Source organism: Pseudomonas sp. Irchel 3A18 (genome assembly GCF_900187465.1).
In the GTDB taxonomy this organism is placed as follows: domain Bacteria; phylum Pseudomonadota; class Gammaproteobacteria; order Pseudomonadales; family Pseudomonadaceae; genus Aquipseudomonas; species Aquipseudomonas cichorii.
Genome location: NZ_FYDI01000011.1, coordinates 1 through 16,833 on the forward strand (window position 1 = coordinate 1; position 16,833 = coordinate 16,833).

Sequence of the window (16,833 nt, forward strand, 5' to 3'; positions counted from 1 at the left end):
CTGATGCAGCGAGAGCTTGTCGCGGAAGTACATCCGCCGGATTTTTCCCAACATTTCCATGCTGATCACCCTGTGTTCTCCTGCTCAAAAAGTGAGCAGAAGCAGTTGAACACCTGGGTCAGTTTTCAGTCGGCAGAACAGCCTCTACTGGGTCAGTTTTCGGTCAGCGGCAACACCATGTGCCTGTTCCGTCGCGACGTTATTACTGAAATAGGCGGATGGGGTGAGTGGTGCTTGACAGAGGACTCTGAACTCACAATAAGAATGGGGCTGGCGGGCTATAAGGGAAATGTGTTGGGCGATACGGCAGGACGCGGACTGTTGCCTGAAACATTTGAAGCCGTTAAGAAACAGATTTTTCGCTGGGCAGCAGGCCCGACACAACAGTTACTGCATCATTGGCGAGGCTATTTATCCGCGCTGACCCGAGGACAAATGAAATGGAATACTTTCATATTGATCATGCGCACCCATCTACACCGCTTCGCCATACCCTTGAACATGCTTATCGTCGTATTGGCGATAACGGTTTTCCCCGCATGGGCCGAGTCGGACATCCCTTTCAGTATACTGGTTTCATCCATCATATTCAGTGCGGCCCGCGTGGCACTGCTTTATGGTGACAAATGGATTACATTCCAGATGATGGGCGGCGTACGGGTCAAAGACTTCTTGAATAGTATCCTTATCGAGAATGCCTTGAGATGGACAAACATGTGCGGCTTCCTGGCACCGCTCGTGAAAATTTCCCTTCCATGGAACAGAACCGAGAAATTCCCTAAAGCACGAGAATCAGGACGGATGTTGCGTTCGGTCGCAACCGAACTCAAGGTTGGCATATTTTTTGTTGCCCTGACGATGGGAGGACTCATTAATTATTATGACGAGTTACCTAATTTAATAACCTTGGCAGGAATGGCTGGGCTCTGGACCGCTACAACCTTTCTAGGAGCGGGGTGGGCGGCTTATCTTTCCGAAAAATCACTACCGAAAAATTTATGACTTAACCAGCCCATACACCGCACTGAATCAGCAGTTGAGTTATTGACACTCAACTGCTTGCGTAATGGGTAACGGCGGAGGCCTTGTATGATCTCCGTGAGCCTGGTGAGCCCCCAACGAAGCGGGAAGTGATCCGCTACTGGCGTCGCACATGCTCCAGAAAGACAGACGTCATCCATTGCTGAACGTCGGATACGCACTTAAAATGCCATCGCTGACAAGCTGTGAACGATCCGGCTTGCCAATCAGACCCATCCGACACTTTGAAATGGAATTTCGCATGAGTGGCAAACCTGCTGCCCGCCTTGGCGACCCCACCAGTTGCCCACTGCCTGGGCACGGCACCAACCCGATCGCCAGCGGCTCCCCCGATGTAAACTTCGACGGCCTGCCAGCCGCCCGCATGACCGACAAATCCGCCTGCGGCAGCCCCATCACCGGCGGCGTCAGCTCAACGGTCTTCATCAACGGCCTCAACGCCGCGACAATCGACAGCACCGGTGCCCACGGCAACATCATCATTGGCGGCTCCGGCACGGTCATCATCGGCGACACCTTCGTCCCGGCCCCTTTCAGCGGCCTGCTGCCGATGCCCGTGCATTTCAGCGACAAGCTCAAACTCATCAACGAAACCACCGGCGAACCCATGGCCAACCACGGCTACGCCATCCAGCGCGCCGACGGCACCATCGAAGAAGGCGTTAGCGATGCACAGGGCTTTACCCACATGATCAGCTCGCATCTGGCTGAAAGCATCAAACTGTTTGTGGAAGATTGAAGATGGCCGCAGAACAACAAGCAGAAGAAATTGTGCTGCCGAACGGGAAGACAGCGCGTCTGGCGACGACGCATACGTTGACGGCAGTTAATGATGCCGTGATTAAAACGGTGCCGGTGGCTGAGAAGAAGGCGGTAGTGTTTTTTATTGGGGGGGCGGCAGATCAGGAGGCTTATTATTTCCAAGGGCCTTTTTACAACATCAACGACGCCCAAGCCGTTCTCAACCCAAGAATCCAAGCCATAAAAGCTCTTTCATCCAAATACATCAGCTATACAAAAAGCTATAAGCACGCCAAAGGTGACAGCGATATCCAAACTCATTTCATCGATAACATACCCAGCAAATCATGCCCCGTTTATATCGTCGGGCACAGTCTGGGTGGGTGGAATGGAGCACATCTTTCAAAAATCCTGTCCGAGGCCGGTTACAACATCAAGTTCCTGGTCACTCTGGACCCGGTAGGTGAAGGCTTTTTGGTGTGGGTAGGCTCTGACATCTACTTCTCTGAACCAACCCCTGTTGCCGAAACCTGGATCAATATCAGGGCTAACGCCCGTAGCCCCGATGACTCCGATGGCGTCGCAAACTTTGGAGAGCACTGGGTTATCGAAACAGGGCCAACAATAAACATAACAGCCGACATCAACCACTACGCAGCAGGCAGAATGTTTGCAACACCTGTCCAAGGAAACAAATCAGCATGTGATCTGATTTTTGAATCTATCCAAGGTATCTTTGGCCAATGAATATATATCGCAGCCTAATATGCTTGATAGCAATTTCATGCACCGCCTGTGTAAAAACAGCAAATATTCCTCCCGCGGAACTGACGCTATCATCATTTGGGCCAGCACCGGACTACCCTTATACACTTAACTTTACCTCAAGCGTAGATCTACAAAATGCGTTCAATGACTACGAAAACAGCAACCAATTAACACCCACGCTTATCTGCTCCCTGGACCCTGACGTAGAGTTTTCGATAGAGCGCCCTATCAACATAAGAGCCGAAGGACGGGTGGAAGCAAGAAATCAAACCAAACCCAATTACAGCTTTACTTCCAAGCTGGTATTTTATTATTACAACCCGGATGGATCCCAGCGTCAGCATAATGACTTTGAAGCTATAAGACCATTGCTTGCAAAACAGGCATCGGTCCCTTGCAAAGTTCGTATTACTGCCTATGGATACAAAGCCTACTTTACAAAAACATTATTTATTCCGTCTACCGTGATAATCGAGCAGATAAGTAAATGAGCGCTTGATGAAAGTTTTTTATATTTCCACGCTCTTGGCAGCAGCCTTGTGTACTGCGTGCATGAAAACGCCAAACATCCCGCCCGCAGAGCTTAGATTATCGTCTTTTGAGCGAGGCCCCAATAACCTTTATACGATTGAGTTTACCTCAAGCATTGATCTGATGCGCGCCTTCAACAATTACGAAAATAGCAACCAACAACGCCCAGTATTGACGTGCTCTCTGGATCGCGATACAGACTTTTCTACAGATCATGTCATTAAAACAAAAGCCAGTGGCTTAGTAGAGGCAAAAAATCAAAGCAGGCTAAACCGCGACTTCATTTCAGAAGTATATTTTTCTCATTCAACACCAAACGGAAGCGAAAGCAGTCTGAGAGAGTACGACGACATAAAAGCATTGATTGAGGACCAAGTATCAATCCCTTGCAAAGTCCGTCTCACAGCTTCATGGGGATACGATAGTTACTACACCAATACCTTCTTTATCCCATCAGCGCTAATACTGGAAAAAGTGAGGGAAAATAACTCAATCACTGAAAGCCCCCTACCTACCGCGCACCCATTTATTGCAGATCGCTGGCCTCATACTTTAATATTCCCGGCAATTGGAATCCCTCTGCCTGCACCTATCGTCATCATCGACGATACCTTCTTTTCGGCACCCTTCAGCGACAAGTTCAAACTCGTCAACGAAACCACCGGCGAACCCATGGCTAACCGCAGCTACGCCATCCAGCGCGCCGACGGCAGCATCGAACAAGGAGTCAGTGATGCCCAAGGATTCACACATAGGGTGAGATCGCATGTGGCTGAGAGTATCAAAGTGTTTGTGGAGGATTGAAGATGATCGTTGAATAATAAGCAGAAGAATTGTGCTTCCGAACGGGAAGACTTCGCCGCATCGTTTATATAGTTGTGATTTTATTCACTGGTTGTGCAAAACTCTAAACACCCAATGTGCCGAGATTAGGCTATCGTCTTTTGAACAAGGCCCCATAACCTTTATACGGCTAGCTTACTTCAAGCATTGACCTGATGCGCACCTTCAACAATTATGAAAACGACAATTAACTCAAACCTACTATCTAAATCGCGACAGGCCATGTTATCGACATACAAACAGAAGGATTAGCAAAGAAAAATCAAAGCTTTTTTTGCAACCATAAACTGCAACTCAAACCAAGGATAAAACTTCATTCAAAAATAAACCGAACCATTTCAACCCAATTCAATATAGTATTTTCTCAGCTTATAGCGAAAACCCAACAATACGCCAACCCATAAGGAGGCAATTAGCCACTATTTTTCTAGCTTTTTTTGAAATATGCTGGTAAAAATAGCTCTACAACCTAGTAATTATACCAACTGGATTGCTTCAAAGCATGGAGGAATATGTGAGCGACATTCTTACTGAACATGGGAAACCTCAAAAAAGACCACAAAGCTCACCCCTGATAGCATCGATATCAGTCAAAGGCTTGTTTGGATTATATAACTACTCCCTGCCCGCCGACTCGGTATTCTCTAGTGCGACAATCTTATATGGTGACAATGGTGTAGGAAAAAGCACAATACTTAGGCTGGTATTTCATTTGCTTTCACCTGGTGGCGATAAAGGCCATCGTCATGCACTGTACGAAGCAAGTTTTGACGAATTAAAAGTAAACTTAGCAAATGGCGTAACTTTTAAAGCCACTCAACTACTCCCTAAAACAAAATCACTTCTAGGGCGTGATATAAAAAGACTCACCCTGACAATAGAGAAACAAGACTCTATACTTTCACTATGGGAGTTTATTCCACGCAATCTTAGAAATGACGCCGGCTATTATATAGAAATTGATAAAAACGAAGTAGTCCGTCAGACAAAGAAATCAATATCTGAAAAATACAAGATCACCACCGATCATATCGGGGAAGCACATTACCTTGCGAACCTATCTCATTATGCACCAAACATATTCATCTTGAATGCAGACAGAAGACTAGACAGCGACGCTGTAGCAGACCCAGGAGACGAGATAGAACTACGCCGAATTATGCGTCTTGACGAGCCAAGAAGATTACACGACGTAGTATCTAGATCCAGACAAATAGCACTAACTCAAGCACTCAGCTCAGCAAGCAAGTGGATCTCTAGAAAAGCGATCTATAGTGCAAACCGCGGATCTGAAAACGTACATTCGGTTTATATCAATGTAATTAAACAGCTAACCTCTTCTATAGCGAATCCTACAGATGAACCAAACTATGAAATACTCTACCAGCAACTGAGTGAAATAGAAACCAGGACTCAAGAGCTGGCAAGGTACGAATTAGCAACACCACTTTCGACTTCAGATCTAAAAAAATCACTCAACGCTAGAGCAAAGCAAAAAAAACGCTTGGCCGCAGAACTTCTTGTACCTTATATAGAAAGCTTGCGTAGCAGACTTCAAGCACTAGACGCGATATATCAAATCATCGAAAAATTTGTAACCACAATCAACAAAAACTACCTAAAAGACAAATATATAACATATAAAGTCAGCCAAGGTTTCTCGATATACAATACGGCAAACGTACCATTAGAGGCTCGTCATCTATCTTCTGGAGAGCAACAGCTAATGCTATTGTTCTGCTATGTACTTTCCGGACGTGATAAACCCTGCGTATTCATGATTGATGAACCTGAAATTTCCTTAAATGTGAAATGGCAGCGTCAACTAGTCCAATCTTTACTCGATATAACAGACGGAACAAACGTTCAGTTCGTTTTCGCATCTCACTCAATGGAGTTGCTTGCGCAACACAGAGATCGTGTAGTTACAATGACGAGTACAGCGCAATGATTCCTCGCAGAAAAATTGAAGAGCTTTTAGTTCGCCATCAGTTTGAGCCTACATTAAAAGACATTTATGTTGAAGGTATTTTCGACAAGGAAGTTCTTACAAACTGCCTCGCTGCCAACAACAATACAGGCTACGTTGTTTATGAAATTGACGGAATCGACATCAACTCGAACACCCTGCAAAAACATGGACTTTCGGGAGGAAACAAGCAAAGAGTGATAGCTTTAGCTAAAGAGCTTTCAGCTATTAAAGGAGACAATGCGTACAGATGTATTGTTGATAAAGATTTAGACTTTTGGCTTAACACAGTAGAAAATATTCCACGTTTGAACTGGACAGAACATACATCTTTGGAACTTTATTTTTATACAAAAAAGATACTCAATGAAATTTTAGTAATTTCAGGAAGAGCAAAAATAAATGATCTAGATGAATTCATGAAATCTTTAAACTCTATCTTGAAGAAGTTATTTTCTTTTAGGCTAGCGGATAAAAAACTTCAATGGAATATGGAATGGATTGAGCCACATAAAGACATATCCATCTCAGGAAATACCTTAAACTTTAACCACACCTCGTACGCAAACAGATTATTATCAAAAAACAAAAAACTTTCACAACAAAAAAAATTTGAAACTGAAAGTATTAACTGGGAAAAAACTTTAACTGGAGATCCTCGTTCATACATTCGAGGGCATGACTTGGTAGACCTATTAGCATGGAGTATAAAAGAATTCAAAGGAATTAAAGAAATAGCAAACTCAACAACCATTGAAAGAATGTTAGTTCTTATCTCAACAGCAGTAGTGGAGTTTCTAGCTCTTACAAACTAAATCATGGCCCAAGCCGCTTTCGCGGCTTGCGGCAAAATAAAAATTATGAGTACAACAATAAATTAAAAAATAAAGCATTATTAATAGTACATTAATTGCGCTGTGTGCTATTTATAATGGTGAGCTGAGAAAGCTGAAAACCACAAGGAGTCAAAAAGAAAGGTGGCAACCCCACCAGCCACACCCCGGCACACAATGTTCCCGCTATGGCTGCTCCCTTCCGGGCCTGACCAGGTTGACGGGTAATCGTTGCGGGGGGACCGATGGGGTCACCATAACGACACTCGCCAGTCGGCGAGCCGCGCCATTGTACCGGTCTGGCGCGAAGTTACAACCCGTAATCCAGGAAAAATTCGAGATTGCTCAAGCACTTGTGTCACAAGGGCTGGGCGGGTTGCAGGGAGCGGGTTCGGGGCTTATAGTCGCGCCGTCGCTGCATATCAGTGATCGGGTGTGGAAGCCCGGCTGTAAATAGAGCACAGAAGCCTGTACCAGTAATCGGAAACCATCAGGTGCCCGATGGCTGCGCTATGGCGGCTGTGTGCTGGGTGCACCTTCGGGTGCGCCGGGTTTTGTGCTCTTACCGGTCTTCCACGCCCACACACAGCTGCCACCCACTCATGTGGAAGTGAGTTTTGGTAGCCCTCAATCCAAAACAATAGAGTGCATATCAATGTTCAAAATCACACCCAATCCCCCTGCCCTCACGCCTTGCGGAGGTGCAGCATGACCCGCTTTGTCCCGCTCAAAAGCAATAACACTGATAACCCTGTGATGCACATCGACAGTCAGGCCCCACTGGATTTTCTGTTTGCCAGTGCTGACCGGCGCATTCGTATGGCTCGTCGCCTGCTGGAATGTCTGGACGGTGCCGATGACGCTGATGTGCGGTATATGGCCAATGCGGCGCTGGTGCTGTTGAGCGATGGCTGTGATGCGCTGGATCTGGTGGAAAAGCAGGTGTTTCGGCCTGGGTTGGACAGGGCTGCGGTCAAGCATTAGCAGGTCAGGAATCTGGCTGATGCCGTCGCGGGCAAGCGCGCTCCTACAGGGTCATGGGGAACGTGCTTGTTCGCGAATGAATTCGCTCCTACGGAGTGGTGGAGCCTTGGATGACGAGGTGGATGAAGTGCAGTTTGGCGATGGCCGGTGCGGGCAGGACGAAGGGGTAGAAGTCGGGTTGGCCCATGCTGCGTGACAGTTCGTTGAGCATGCTGGCCAGTTCTATCCAGGCGTTGATGAATGAGAGGAAGGCCGGGCCGTCGGGGTGTTGTGGCTCGTAGAGGGCTTGCAGCGGGAACGGTTGGTAGTCCAGCTCCATTTCCCGGGCGCTCATGCCCAGGCCCAGCGCGGTGTCGACGGCATCCATCATGTGCAGGTAGTGCGCCCAGGTTTCCGCCCAGTCTTCCCACGGGTGCATGGTCGCGTAGGCGCTGACGTACTGTTGCTGCCAGCCTTCCGGGGCGCCGTTCTGGTAGTGGTTCTCCAGCGCGTCGGCATAGCTGGCGCGTTCGTCGCCGAACAGGTTGCGAAAGCCGTGCAGCCAGTAGGTGTCGGCAATCAGCCGGTCCCAGTAATAGTGCCCCACTTCATGGCGGAAATGCCCCAGCAAGGTGCGATAAGGCTCGTGCATCTGTACGCGCACGGCTTCGCGGTGGGCGTCGTCGGCTTCTTCGATATTGAGGGTGATCAGGCCGTTGGCGTGGCCGGTGGTCGGTGGTTTGCCTTCCAGGTCGATGCCGACAAAATCAAAGGCCAGCCCGGTGTCTTCGTCGCTGGTTTTGGGGATGACTTCCAGCCCGAGGGAAATCAGTTGCGCCACCAAGCGCCGCTTGGCGGTTTCGACCTTGCGCCAGCGCTCGGGGTTTTCCGGGACGGAGAGGTCCGGGATGGTGCGGTTCAGGCTACAGGCGATGCAGAACTCACCCGTGTTATGGGCCGGAAACAGCCAGTTGCAGGCCGCGGGCGTGTGCAGGTTGGCGCAACGTCGGTAGAGGGCTGCGCCGGGGTCTTCGCTCAGGCGCCAGGTATCGGGCTCGGCGGCGACTTCGATTGTGGCGATACGTTCCTGCTCTGGCAGATAGCCCAATGCCGCCGAGCAGGCCAGGCACTGGGAGTTGGGAAAGAACACCGATTGGCCGCAGCGGCACTGCCAGACCTTGCTGTTGCGCTTTGTTTCGCTGATGAAGGGGGCAGCGATCCTTGAACTGAGTTGTTCGAAAAAGCGGTACATGGTGGTTTCCCTGGGGTCCGTGAACAGACTAGATCATCGGGGGTGGCAGGGGTTCCATGATTTTTGGGGGCCTGGGACATTCAATCGAATGGCTGTCGCGGGCAAGCCCCCTCCCACAGGGATCTTTATTCCACTTCAATGCCCTGCCCGCTCAGGAATGCCACAAAGGCGTCTTCATCCAGCACTTCCAGGCCCAGTTCGTTGGCCTTGGCGAGTTTGGAGCCTGCACCGGGGCCGGCGACGACGGTGTGGGTTTTGGCGGAGACGGAGCCGGAGACCTTGGCACCGAGGCTTTCGAGTTTTTCCTTGGCGACATCGCGGCTCATGCGTTCCAGCGAGCCGGTCAGGACCCAGGTCTGGCCGGCCAGCGGCAGGCCTTCGACGGTTTTCTTCTCGCTACGCCAGTGCATACCGAATTCCTTGAGCTGCGCTTCGATGGCCCGCGCCCGCTCGGCGTTGGCGCTGTCATCAAAGAACTCGCGTACGGCCTTGGCCTGTTTCTCCGGCAGCGCCTGACGCATGTCCAGCCAGTCGGCGCTGATGATGTTTTCCAGCGTGCCGAACTTGTCGGCCAGTTTCTGCGCGCCGCCCGGCCCTACCGAAAAGATATGCAGTTTGTCGATCAGGCTGCCCAGGGTGGTGCTGGCTGCAAATTCGGCACCCAGTTCGCCTTCATCCTGCAATTGCAGGCCGCTCTCGCCCAGCAAGGCATCGATGACTTCACGGTTGTGGCTGTCCTCGAAGAAGCTGTGAATTTCGTGAGCGACTTCCAGGCCGATGTCCGGCAGGTAGGTGAGCACTTCCGGCAAGGCCTTGCGAACCCGAGCCAGGGACGCCAGCGAGCGAGCCAGCACCTTGGCGGTTTCTTCGCCCACATCGGGAATGCCCAGCGCGTAGATGAAGCGCGCCAGGGTCGGCTTGCCGCTGTCGGCAATGGCCTTGAGCAGTTTGTTGCTGGAGACTTCGGCAAAGCCTTCCAGGTCGATGATCTGTTCGTATTGCAGCTTGTACAGGTCTGCGGGCGAGCCGATGAGCTTTTCATCCACCAGTTGCTCGATGGTCTTGTCGCCCAGGCCTTCGATGTCCATGGCCCGACGCGAGACGTAGTGGATGATCGCCTGCTTGAGCTGCGCGCCGCAGGCCAGACGACCGACGCAGCGGTACACCGCGCCTTCGCTGACGGTTTCCTTGCCCTTGCTGCGTTTGATCAGTTGCGTGCGTTCTACGTGGGAGCCACAGACCGGGCAGGTTTTCGGCACCTCCACGGGGAGGGCTTTTTCCGGGCGACGCTCAACCACCACTTGCACCACTTGCGGGATGACGTCACCGGCACGGCGGATGATGACGGTATCGCCGATCATCACGCCCAGGCGCGCGACTTCGTCCATGTTGTGCAAGGTAGCGTTGGACACCATGACGCCTGCGACCTTGACCGGCTTGAGGCGTGCCACCGGCGTGACCGCACCGGTGCGGCCGACCTGGAATTCGACGTCCAGCAGTTCGGTCAGCTCTTCCATGGCCGGGAATTTGTGGGCGATGGCCCAACGCGGCTCACGGGCGCGGAAGCCCAGTTCACGCTGGGAAGCCAGGTCGTTGACCTTGAACACCACGCCGTCGATTTCATAGGTCAGCGACAGGCGTCGCTCGCCAATGTCCCGGTAATACGCCAGGCACTCTTCAATCCCGTCCGCCAGCTTCAGCTCGCGGCTGACCGGCATCCCCCATTCCTTGAGCTTGTTCAGCATGCCTACATGGGTGTCGGAAATTTCGGTAGAAACCTGGCCCAGCCCATAACAGCAGAATTCCAGCGGGCGGTTGGCGGTGATTTTCGAGTCAAGCTGGCGCAGGCTGCCCGCCGCGGCGTTGCGCGGGTTGGCGAAGGTCTTGCCGCCGGTTTCCATCTGGCTGGCATTGAGCCGCTCAAAACCGGCCTTGGACATGAACACTTCACCCCGCACTTCCAACACGTCAGGCCAGCCTGTGCCTTGCAGCTTGAGGGGGATATTGCGCACGGTGCGTACGTTGACGCTGATGTCTTCGCCGGTGGTGCCATCGCCACGGGTGGCACCGCGCACCAGCGCGCCGTCGCGGTACAACAGGCTGACCGCCAGACCGTCCAGCTTGGGCTCGCAGCTGTATTGCACCTTGGCGCCGCTACCGAACAGGTCATCTGCCGGCAGGTCGAGGCCTTCGCTCACGCGCCGGTCGAACTCGCGCATGTCGGTTTCTTCAAAGGCGTTGCCCAGGCTGAGCATGGGGACTTCATGGCGCACTTGAGTGAAGGCTGACAGCGCGGCGCTGCCGACACGCTGGGTCGGGGAATCCGGGGTGACCAGATGCGGGTTTTCGGCCTCAAGGGCCTTGAGTTCGTGAAACAGGCGGTCGTACTCGGCATCCGGGATGCTGGGTTCGTCCAGCACGTGATAGCGGTAGTTGTGCTGGTCCAGTTCTGCGCGCAGTTCCAGGATTCGGGTTTCGACGGCCTTCATACAGTGTTCTCTCAAAAAGCAAAAAAGCAGCCTGGGCTGCTTAATCTGACATCAGGAGCGGGCCAACCCGCTCCTGTTACGCACATCCTTTATCAACGGCGCTGGGTTAATGCACGACGCTCGAATTCGACAATCCGCTGGCGATAATGCTCGATCGTTTGAGCGGTCATGACGCTGCGCTGGTCGTCTTTCAGTTCGCCGTTGAGTTCATGGGCCAGCTTGCGGGCTGCGGCCACCATGACGTCGAAGGCCTGCTTGGGATGACGCGGCCCCGGTAAGCCCAGGAAGAAGCTGACGGCACGGGTGCTGAAATGGTCGATGTCGTCCAGGTCGAACACGCCAGGCTTCACGGCGTTGGCCATGGAGAACAGGACTTCGCCATTGCCGGCCATGCTTTCATGACGGTGGAAGATGTCCATTTCGCCGAAACGCAGGCCGCTTTCCAGGATGTTCTGCAGCAATGCAGGCCCTTTGAAACCGCTTTCGTCACGGCAGATCACGCTGATGACCAGCACTTCTTCGACTGGCGGCAGGTCTTTGTCTTCGGTGATGCGCTGGGCAGGCTTGTCGTCCGGGAAGTCGTCGTTGCGGTCGGTGAACAGGCTCGGACCGTCCATGTCCAGGTTCAGGTCACCCTGCTGCGGCTCGTCCTTGCGTTTCTTTTCGCTGCGCTTGCTCTCACGCGGGGTCGCGCTCAACGACGGCAGGTCCTGCTCGTCCAGCTGAGGCTCCTTGTGGTTATCCAGCACACGGGATGGACCGAGCAATTCAGCGGACGTGGTTTCATCGTCGTCCGGCAGATTGGAAAAGCTGCGGTCGAGCCTGAATTTCAGTTTCCCCTTGCCGCCGCGCATACGGCGCCAGCCGTCGAAGAGAATACCGGCAATGACAATTATGCCGATGACGATCAGCCACTCGCGCAGACCGATTTCCATGTAATCCAGTGCCTCTAATGAAGAATTTTCAAAATAAGGGCCTAAACCCCTTTAATACGTGGTGCCAAGTCTATGTTCTAACTGGCATTTTGCCCACGTCGAAATAAAAAAGTGGTCACTAAACTAGCACGACCAAAGGTAACTTTACACCGTCTGTTGCACCTGTATGGCGCTGAGGGTGGTATCTATCGCTACCGTTTCACATATTTGGGCCATTAAAAGGCCATTTCCCGGCGAAATACCATGACAGATCACGCATCCACAAGGGCCATCGCCTCCTCCACATCCACCGCTACAAGGCGCGAACAGCCGGGTTCGTGCATGGTCACACCCATCAGTTGATCGGCCATTTCCATGGCGATCTTGTTGTGGGTGATGTAGATGAACTGCACCGTTTGTGACATTTCTTTCACCAAGCGGGCATAACGTCCTACGTTGGCGTCATCCAGGGGTGCATCGACCTCATCAAGCATGCAGAACGGCGCCGGGTTGAGTTTGAAAATCGCAAAAACCAGTGCCAATGCCGTCAGGGCTTTTTCCCCACCGGACAGCAAATGAATCGTGCTGTTCTTCTTGCCGGGAGGACGCGCCATGATTGTCACCCCTGTATCGAGTAAATCTTCGCCCGTCAGTTCCAAATAAGCGGAGCCGCCACCGAAAACTTTCGGAAACAGCGCCTGAATTCCGCTGTTTATCTGATCGAAGGTCTCCTTGAAACGATTGCGGGTTTCCTTGTCGATCTTGCGGATGACGTTTTCCAGCGTCTCCAGTGCTTCCACCAGATCGGCGTTCTGGGCATCGAGGTAACGTTTGCGCTCGGACTGTTGCTGGTATTCGTCAATGGCCGCGAGGTTGATGGCGCCCAGGCGCTGGATACGCGCCGCGATGCTTTCAAGCTGCTGCTCAGCACTCGCCTCGCTGGCTTCGGGGCTCAAGGTGGCCAGAACGCCGTGAAGGTCATAGCCATCTTCGTGCAGTTGATCCTGCAAGGCCTTGCGCCGCACTGTCAGGGCTTGCCACTCCAGGCGCTGCTGTTCCAGTTGGCCACGCAGCAGTTGCGACTGCTGTTCGGCCTGGGTGCGGCGCTTCTCGGCATCGCGCAGTTCACGGTCGGCGTCTTCCAGAGCGATTTTGGCGATGCGCATTTCGTCGTCGACGACCATGCGCTTTTCCAGCAACTCTTCGAGCTTGAGGCGCAGTTCTTCCAGCGGAGCCTGCCCTTCTTCCAGGTTCAGGCCCAGTTGCTCGCTTTTTTCGGACAAGCGCTCGGACTGCATCTTCAGGCGCTCAAGGGCCTGGCGCGTGGAGTCGTGCTGGGCCTTGATCGAGCCCAGGCGCACCGCCAGTTGATGGCTGCGGTCCTTGTGCTGGCGGGCTTCCTGACGCACCCGGTCCAGGCGCTCGCGCAGGCTGTCGCGCTGGGCTTGCAGCAGCTCGCGCTGCTCGGTGTCCTGGGCCATGGCGTCCAAGGCGTCTTGCAGTTGCACGCGGGACTCGCCCAGGTGTTCATGCTCCATGGCGCGCTGTTCGCCCACTTCGGTCAGCTCTTCGTCCAGACGAGTGCGGCGCAGGGTCAACTGCTCGACCTTGGCCTTGGCTGCCGACAGCTGAGCCTTGAGTTCGCCCTGCTGACGGGTTTCGTCTTGCAGGCGGCGGCGCAGTTGTTCGCGGGTTTCTTCCTGTTGCGACTGTTGCTCACGCAGCGACAGCAGTTGTTCTTCACGGGCCGCCAGCGCCGCTTCGAGTTCGTCCCGTTCCAGCCCGAGCCGTTGCAGTTCCTGACCACGAGCCAGTACGCCGCTCTGGGCTTCGCTGGCACGACGCACGCGCAGGAAGTGACGCCCGATCCAGTAACCGTCGCGGCTGATAAAGCTTTGCCCGGCACTCAATTGCCCACGTCGCGCCAGGGCTTCGTCGAGGGTCTGCACGGGCATGACCTGCCCCAGCCAGGCCGACAAGTCGACTGGGCTTTCGACCTTGTCCAGCAGGCTGCCCGGCAGGCGATTGGTATCGGCACCGGGGCTCAGCAGGCGCAGGTCGCCCTGCTGAAAACCGGCCAGATCCAGCCCGACAAAATCATCCACCAGCACCGCTTGCAGGTCGGCACCCAGCACGGTTTCCACCGCCAGTTCCCAGCCGGCTTCGACACTCAGCCCTTCAGCCAGACGCGGGCATTCAGCCAGTTGCTGGTCACGCAGCCACTCGGCAGTGCCGGTGTCCGGGTCGAGGGCTGCCTGCTGCAAGGCTTCAAGCGAAGCCAGGCGACCGTTCAAACGTTGCAATTCGCCCTGGGCCTGCTGTTGCGCCTGATTGGCCTGCTGCAATTGATCGCGCAACTGCTCCAGTTGCTCGACCACCTGACCTTCGTTCAGGTGCAGGTCATCGATGGTCATTTCACGGGTGGCCAGGTCTTCGCTCAGTTCAAGAATGGCTGCGTCTTCGGGGTCAGCGGCCAGCAATTGGCGCTCTTCGTTGAGGCGGCGCTGACGCTCGGCCAGCCGCTCGATGCTTTGTTCCAGTTGCTGAATGCGCGACTGCTGCACCTGAGCCTGACGTTGCGGCTCGGCTGATTGCTGGTTGAAGACGTCCCACTTTTCCTGCCAGCCCTGCATCGTGGCTTCGGCGTCTTCCAGCGCGATGGCCGACTCTTCGGCGGCGGCGCTGGTCATTTCCTGTTCCGGTTCGAGCATTTCCAGCTCTTCGCCCAGGGTCGCCAGCAAAGTGGTGTCGTGGCCCAAGTGCGATTCGGTTTCCTGACGGGCGCGTTCGGCTTCGCGCAAATCGTCCTGCAACTGGCGCAGGCGCTGCTGGCCATGTTGAATACTTTGCTCGACACGGGCGATATCGCCGCCCACGGAATAGAAGCGGCCCTGCACCACATTGAAGCGCTCTGACAGATCATGGTGCCCGTCACGCAGCCGCTCGATACTGGCATCGGCACTGCGCTGATCGGCCACCAAGGCTTCAAAGCCGATTTCCTGATTGCCGATCACCGCCTCGCGCTGACCAACCTGCTCGTTCAGGGCCTGCCAGCGCAAGGCCGACAGTTGGGCCTTGAGCTGACGCTCTTCGGCCTTGTATTCCTGATACTTCTCGGCGGCCTGTGCCTGCCGATGCAAGCGCTCAAGCTGGCGTTCAAGCTCTTCGCGCAGGTCAGTCAGGCGTGCGAGGTTTTCGTGGGTGCGACGAATGCGGTTTTCGGTTTCCCGGCGGCGCTCCTTGTACTTGGAGATGCCAGCGGCTTCTTCGATGAAGTTGCGCAGGTCTTCGGGCTTGGCTTCGATCAGCTTGGAGATCATGCCCTGCTCGATGATCGAGTAGCTGCGCGGCCCCAGGCCCGTGCCCAGGAAGATATCGGTGATGTCGCGTCGACGGCATTTGGTGCCGTTGAGGTAGTAGGTGTTCTGGCTGTCGCGGGTGACTTTGCGGCGAATGGAGATTTCCGCATAACTGGCGTATTCGCCCACCAGCGTGGCGTCGGAGTTGTCGAACACCAGTTCGATGCTCGCCTGGCTCACGGGCTTGCGGCTGGTGGAGCCGTTGAAGATGACGTCGGTCATCGACTCGCCGCGCAGGTTCTTGGCCGAGCTTTCGCCCATCACCCAACGCACGGCGTCGATGATATTGGACTTGCCGCAACCATTGGGGCCGACAACGGCCGCCATGTTACTGGGGAAGTTCACCGTGGTGGGGTCGACGAAGGATTTGAACCCCGCCAGCTTGATGCACTTCAGACGCATGGTGTCAGCCTGTGGATAAAGCGGCCAGCACCAGCCTGCAGCTGCGTTGGCAATAGTTGGTCAAGACCACGCGAATCTCGGGCAGATTGCGGGCTACAACAGCATCGAGCAGTTGCGACAACAGCTGCAGGTAATCCCCCAGCTCTGCCTTGCGCTGCTCAAGCGCCAGATAATAACTGCGACTCATGGAAGGTTGCAGGTTTTCGACGGTTTCCTGCAAATACGGGTTGTCGGCAAATGCATAGGCCGCACGCATGACGTTGAAGCTTTCCTCGACGAAGACCGTGACATCCCCGCGATCGCAACTGGCTTTGAGGCGCTGCTGGATCTGTACGAACGGCGTCAGGTCTGACTCTCGCTGCCAGCGTTCGGCAACCGACGTGGCCAGCAGGATATACAGCTCGGCCATCAGAGAGCAAAGGCCGACCACATTATGGGCATCCAGCACAGTCACCTGCGCACCACGGCGCGGCAGGATCACGACCAGGTGCCTGCGTTCCAGAATCAACAGTGCTTCACGAACGGTCCCACGGCTGACACTCAACGCCTGCGTGACCTTTTGCTCCTGGATCCGCTCTCCAGGTTTCAGCTCGCCACGGATGATCCGCTCGGCAATGTGCTGAGCGATCTGCTCGGCGAGGCTGTCCGATGCCTTGAACGTCATGTCTTTCCTTTCAGCAGCAGTTCTAATTGTTAAGAGAGGGAGTGTAACGCAACCTTTAGGCATG

General features: G+C 53.9%; 13 protein-coding genes and 1 other RNA gene. 8 read left to right on the forward strand and 6 right to left on the reverse strand.

The genetic code is table 11. The annotated features are described in order from the left end of the window. Positions 1–72 precede the first annotated feature (72 nt). From CKW23_RS19370 to CKW23_RS19400, 7 genes are all read left to right on the forward strand, one after another. Complete coding sequence (locus CKW23_RS19370) at positions 73–1,002, forward strand: glycosyltransferase family 2 protein (protein WP_371856583.1); 930 nt, start codon at positions 73–75, stop codon at positions 1,000–1,002. Positions 1,003–1,282: 280 nt separating this feature from the next. Then, positions 1,283–1,780: a PAAR domain-containing protein gene (locus CKW23_RS19375; protein ID WP_095068149.1), complete on the forward strand. Its 498-nt coding sequence runs from the start codon at positions 1,283–1,285 to the stop codon at positions 1,778–1,780. 2 nt (positions 1,781–1,782) lie between these two features. Next, positions 1,783–2,529 carry an alpha/beta hydrolase gene (locus tag CKW23_RS19380; RefSeq protein WP_095068150.1) on the forward strand — a complete coding sequence of 249 codons (747 nt, stop codon included), beginning with the start codon at positions 1,783–1,785 and terminating at the stop codon, positions 2,527–2,529. Continuing rightward, positions 2,526–3,041: a hypothetical protein gene (locus CKW23_RS19385; RefSeq protein WP_095068151.1), complete on the forward strand. Its 516-nt coding sequence runs from the start codon at positions 2,526–2,528 to the stop codon at positions 3,039–3,041. The genes CKW23_RS19380 and CKW23_RS19385 overlap by 4 nt, the downstream gene beginning before the upstream one ends. Before the next feature lie 7 nt (positions 3,042–3,048). Then, a complete protein-coding gene (locus CKW23_RS26715; RefSeq protein WP_177434662.1) occupies positions 3,049–3,885 on the forward strand; it encodes a hypothetical protein in 837 nt (278 codons plus the stop codon). 553 nt (positions 3,886–4,438) lie between these two features. Next, on the forward strand, positions 4,439–5,875 hold the full coding sequence (locus tag CKW23_RS19395) for an AAA family ATPase (protein ID WP_159918436.1): 1,437 nt from the start codon (positions 4,439–4,441) through the stop codon (positions 5,873–5,875). Beyond that, on the forward strand, positions 5,872–6,708 hold the full coding sequence (locus CKW23_RS19400) for a DUF4435 domain-containing protein (protein WP_159918437.1): 837 nt from the start codon (positions 5,872–5,874) through the stop codon (positions 6,706–6,708). Before CKW23_RS19395 ends, CKW23_RS19400 begins: the two co-directional genes overlap by 4 nt. A 169-nt stretch (positions 6,709–6,877) precedes the next feature. On the opposite strand, the gene ffs is transcribed toward CKW23_RS19400, so the two are convergent. Beyond that, positions 6,878–6,974, reverse strand: an RNA gene (gene ffs, locus CKW23_RS19405) — signal recognition particle sRNA small type. Between the two features lie 460 nt (positions 6,975–7,434). On the opposite strand from ffs, the gene CKW23_RS19410 reads away from it, so the two are divergent. Beyond that, entirely contained in the window at positions 7,435–7,710 is a 276-nt protein-coding gene (locus CKW23_RS19410) for a hypothetical protein (RefSeq protein ID WP_095068154.1), read from the forward strand. 88 nt (positions 7,711–7,798) lie between these two features. On the opposite strand, the gene CKW23_RS19415 is transcribed toward CKW23_RS19410, so the two are convergent. The 5 genes from CKW23_RS19415 to CKW23_RS19435 form a co-directional block, all read right to left on the reverse strand. Further along, positions 7,799–8,941 carry a putative zinc-binding metallopeptidase gene (locus CKW23_RS19415; protein WP_025259275.1) on the reverse strand — a complete coding sequence of 381 codons (1,143 nt, stop codon included), beginning with the start codon at positions 8,939–8,941 and terminating at the stop codon, positions 7,799–7,801. 125 nt (positions 8,942–9,066) lie between these two features. Further along, positions 9,067–11,430 (reverse strand): NAD-dependent DNA ligase LigA, encoded by a 2,364-nt coding sequence (gene ligA, locus CKW23_RS19420; protein WP_095068155.1) that lies wholly within the window; start codon positions 11,428–11,430, stop codon positions 9,067–9,069. A 92-nt stretch (positions 11,431–11,522) separates the two neighbouring features. After that, on the reverse strand, positions 11,523–12,365 hold the full coding sequence (gene zipA, locus CKW23_RS19425) for a cell division protein ZipA (protein WP_025259273.1): 843 nt from the start codon (positions 12,363–12,365) through the stop codon (positions 11,523–11,525). Between the two features lie 251 nt (positions 12,366–12,616). Next, on the reverse strand, positions 12,617–16,105 hold the full coding sequence (smc, locus tag CKW23_RS19430) for a chromosome segregation protein SMC (protein ID WP_095068156.1): 3,489 nt from the start codon (positions 16,103–16,105) through the stop codon (positions 12,617–12,619). Between the two features lie 4 nt (positions 16,106–16,109). Further along, a complete protein-coding gene (locus CKW23_RS19435; protein WP_095068157.1) occupies positions 16,110–16,769 on the reverse strand; it encodes a GntR family transcriptional regulator in 660 nt (219 codons plus the stop codon). Positions 16,770–16,833: the final 64 nt, after the last annotated feature.

Bases quoted from the DNA above. Each gene is read 5' to 3' on its own strand.
- CKW23_RS19375 (WP_095068149.1), top strand. From the start codon at position 1,283: ATGAGTGGCAAACCTGCTGCCCGCCTTGGCGACCCCACCAGTTGCCCA.
- CKW23_RS19380 (WP_095068150.1), top strand. From the start codon at position 1,783: ATGGCCGCAGAACAACAAGCAGAAGAAATTGTGCTGCCGAACGGGAAG.
- CKW23_RS19385 (WP_095068151.1), top strand. From the start codon at position 2,526: ATGAATATATATCGCAGCCTAATATGCTTGATAGCAATTTCATGCACC.
- CKW23_RS26715 (WP_177434662.1), top strand. From the start codon at position 3,049: ATGAAAGTTTTTTATATTTCCACGCTCTTGGCAGCAGCCTTGTGTACT.
- CKW23_RS19400 (WP_159918437.1), top strand. From the start codon at position 5,872: ATGATTCCTCGCAGAAAAATTGAAGAGCTTTTAGTTCGCCATCAGTTT.
- CKW23_RS19410 (WP_095068154.1), top strand. From the start codon at position 7,435: ATGACCCGCTTTGTCCCGCTCAAAAGCAATAACACTGATAACCCTGTG.
- CKW23_RS19415 (WP_025259275.1), bottom strand. From the start codon at position 8,941: ATGTACCGCTTTTTCGAACAACTCAGTTCAAGGATCGCTGCCCCCTTC.
- ligA (WP_095068155.1), bottom strand. From the start codon at position 11,430: ATGAAGGCCGTCGAAACCCGAATCCTGGAACTGCGCGCAGAACTGGAC.
- zipA (WP_025259273.1), bottom strand. From the start codon at position 12,365: ATGGAAATCGGTCTGCGCGAGTGGCTGATCGTCATCGGCATAATTGTC.
- smc (WP_095068156.1), bottom strand. From the start codon at position 16,105: ATGCGTCTGAAGTGCATCAAGCTGGCGGGGTTCAAATCCTTCGTCGAC.
- CKW23_RS19435 (WP_095068157.1), bottom strand. From the start codon at position 16,769: ATGACGTTCAAGGCATCGGACAGCCTCGCCGAGCAGATCGCTCAGCAC.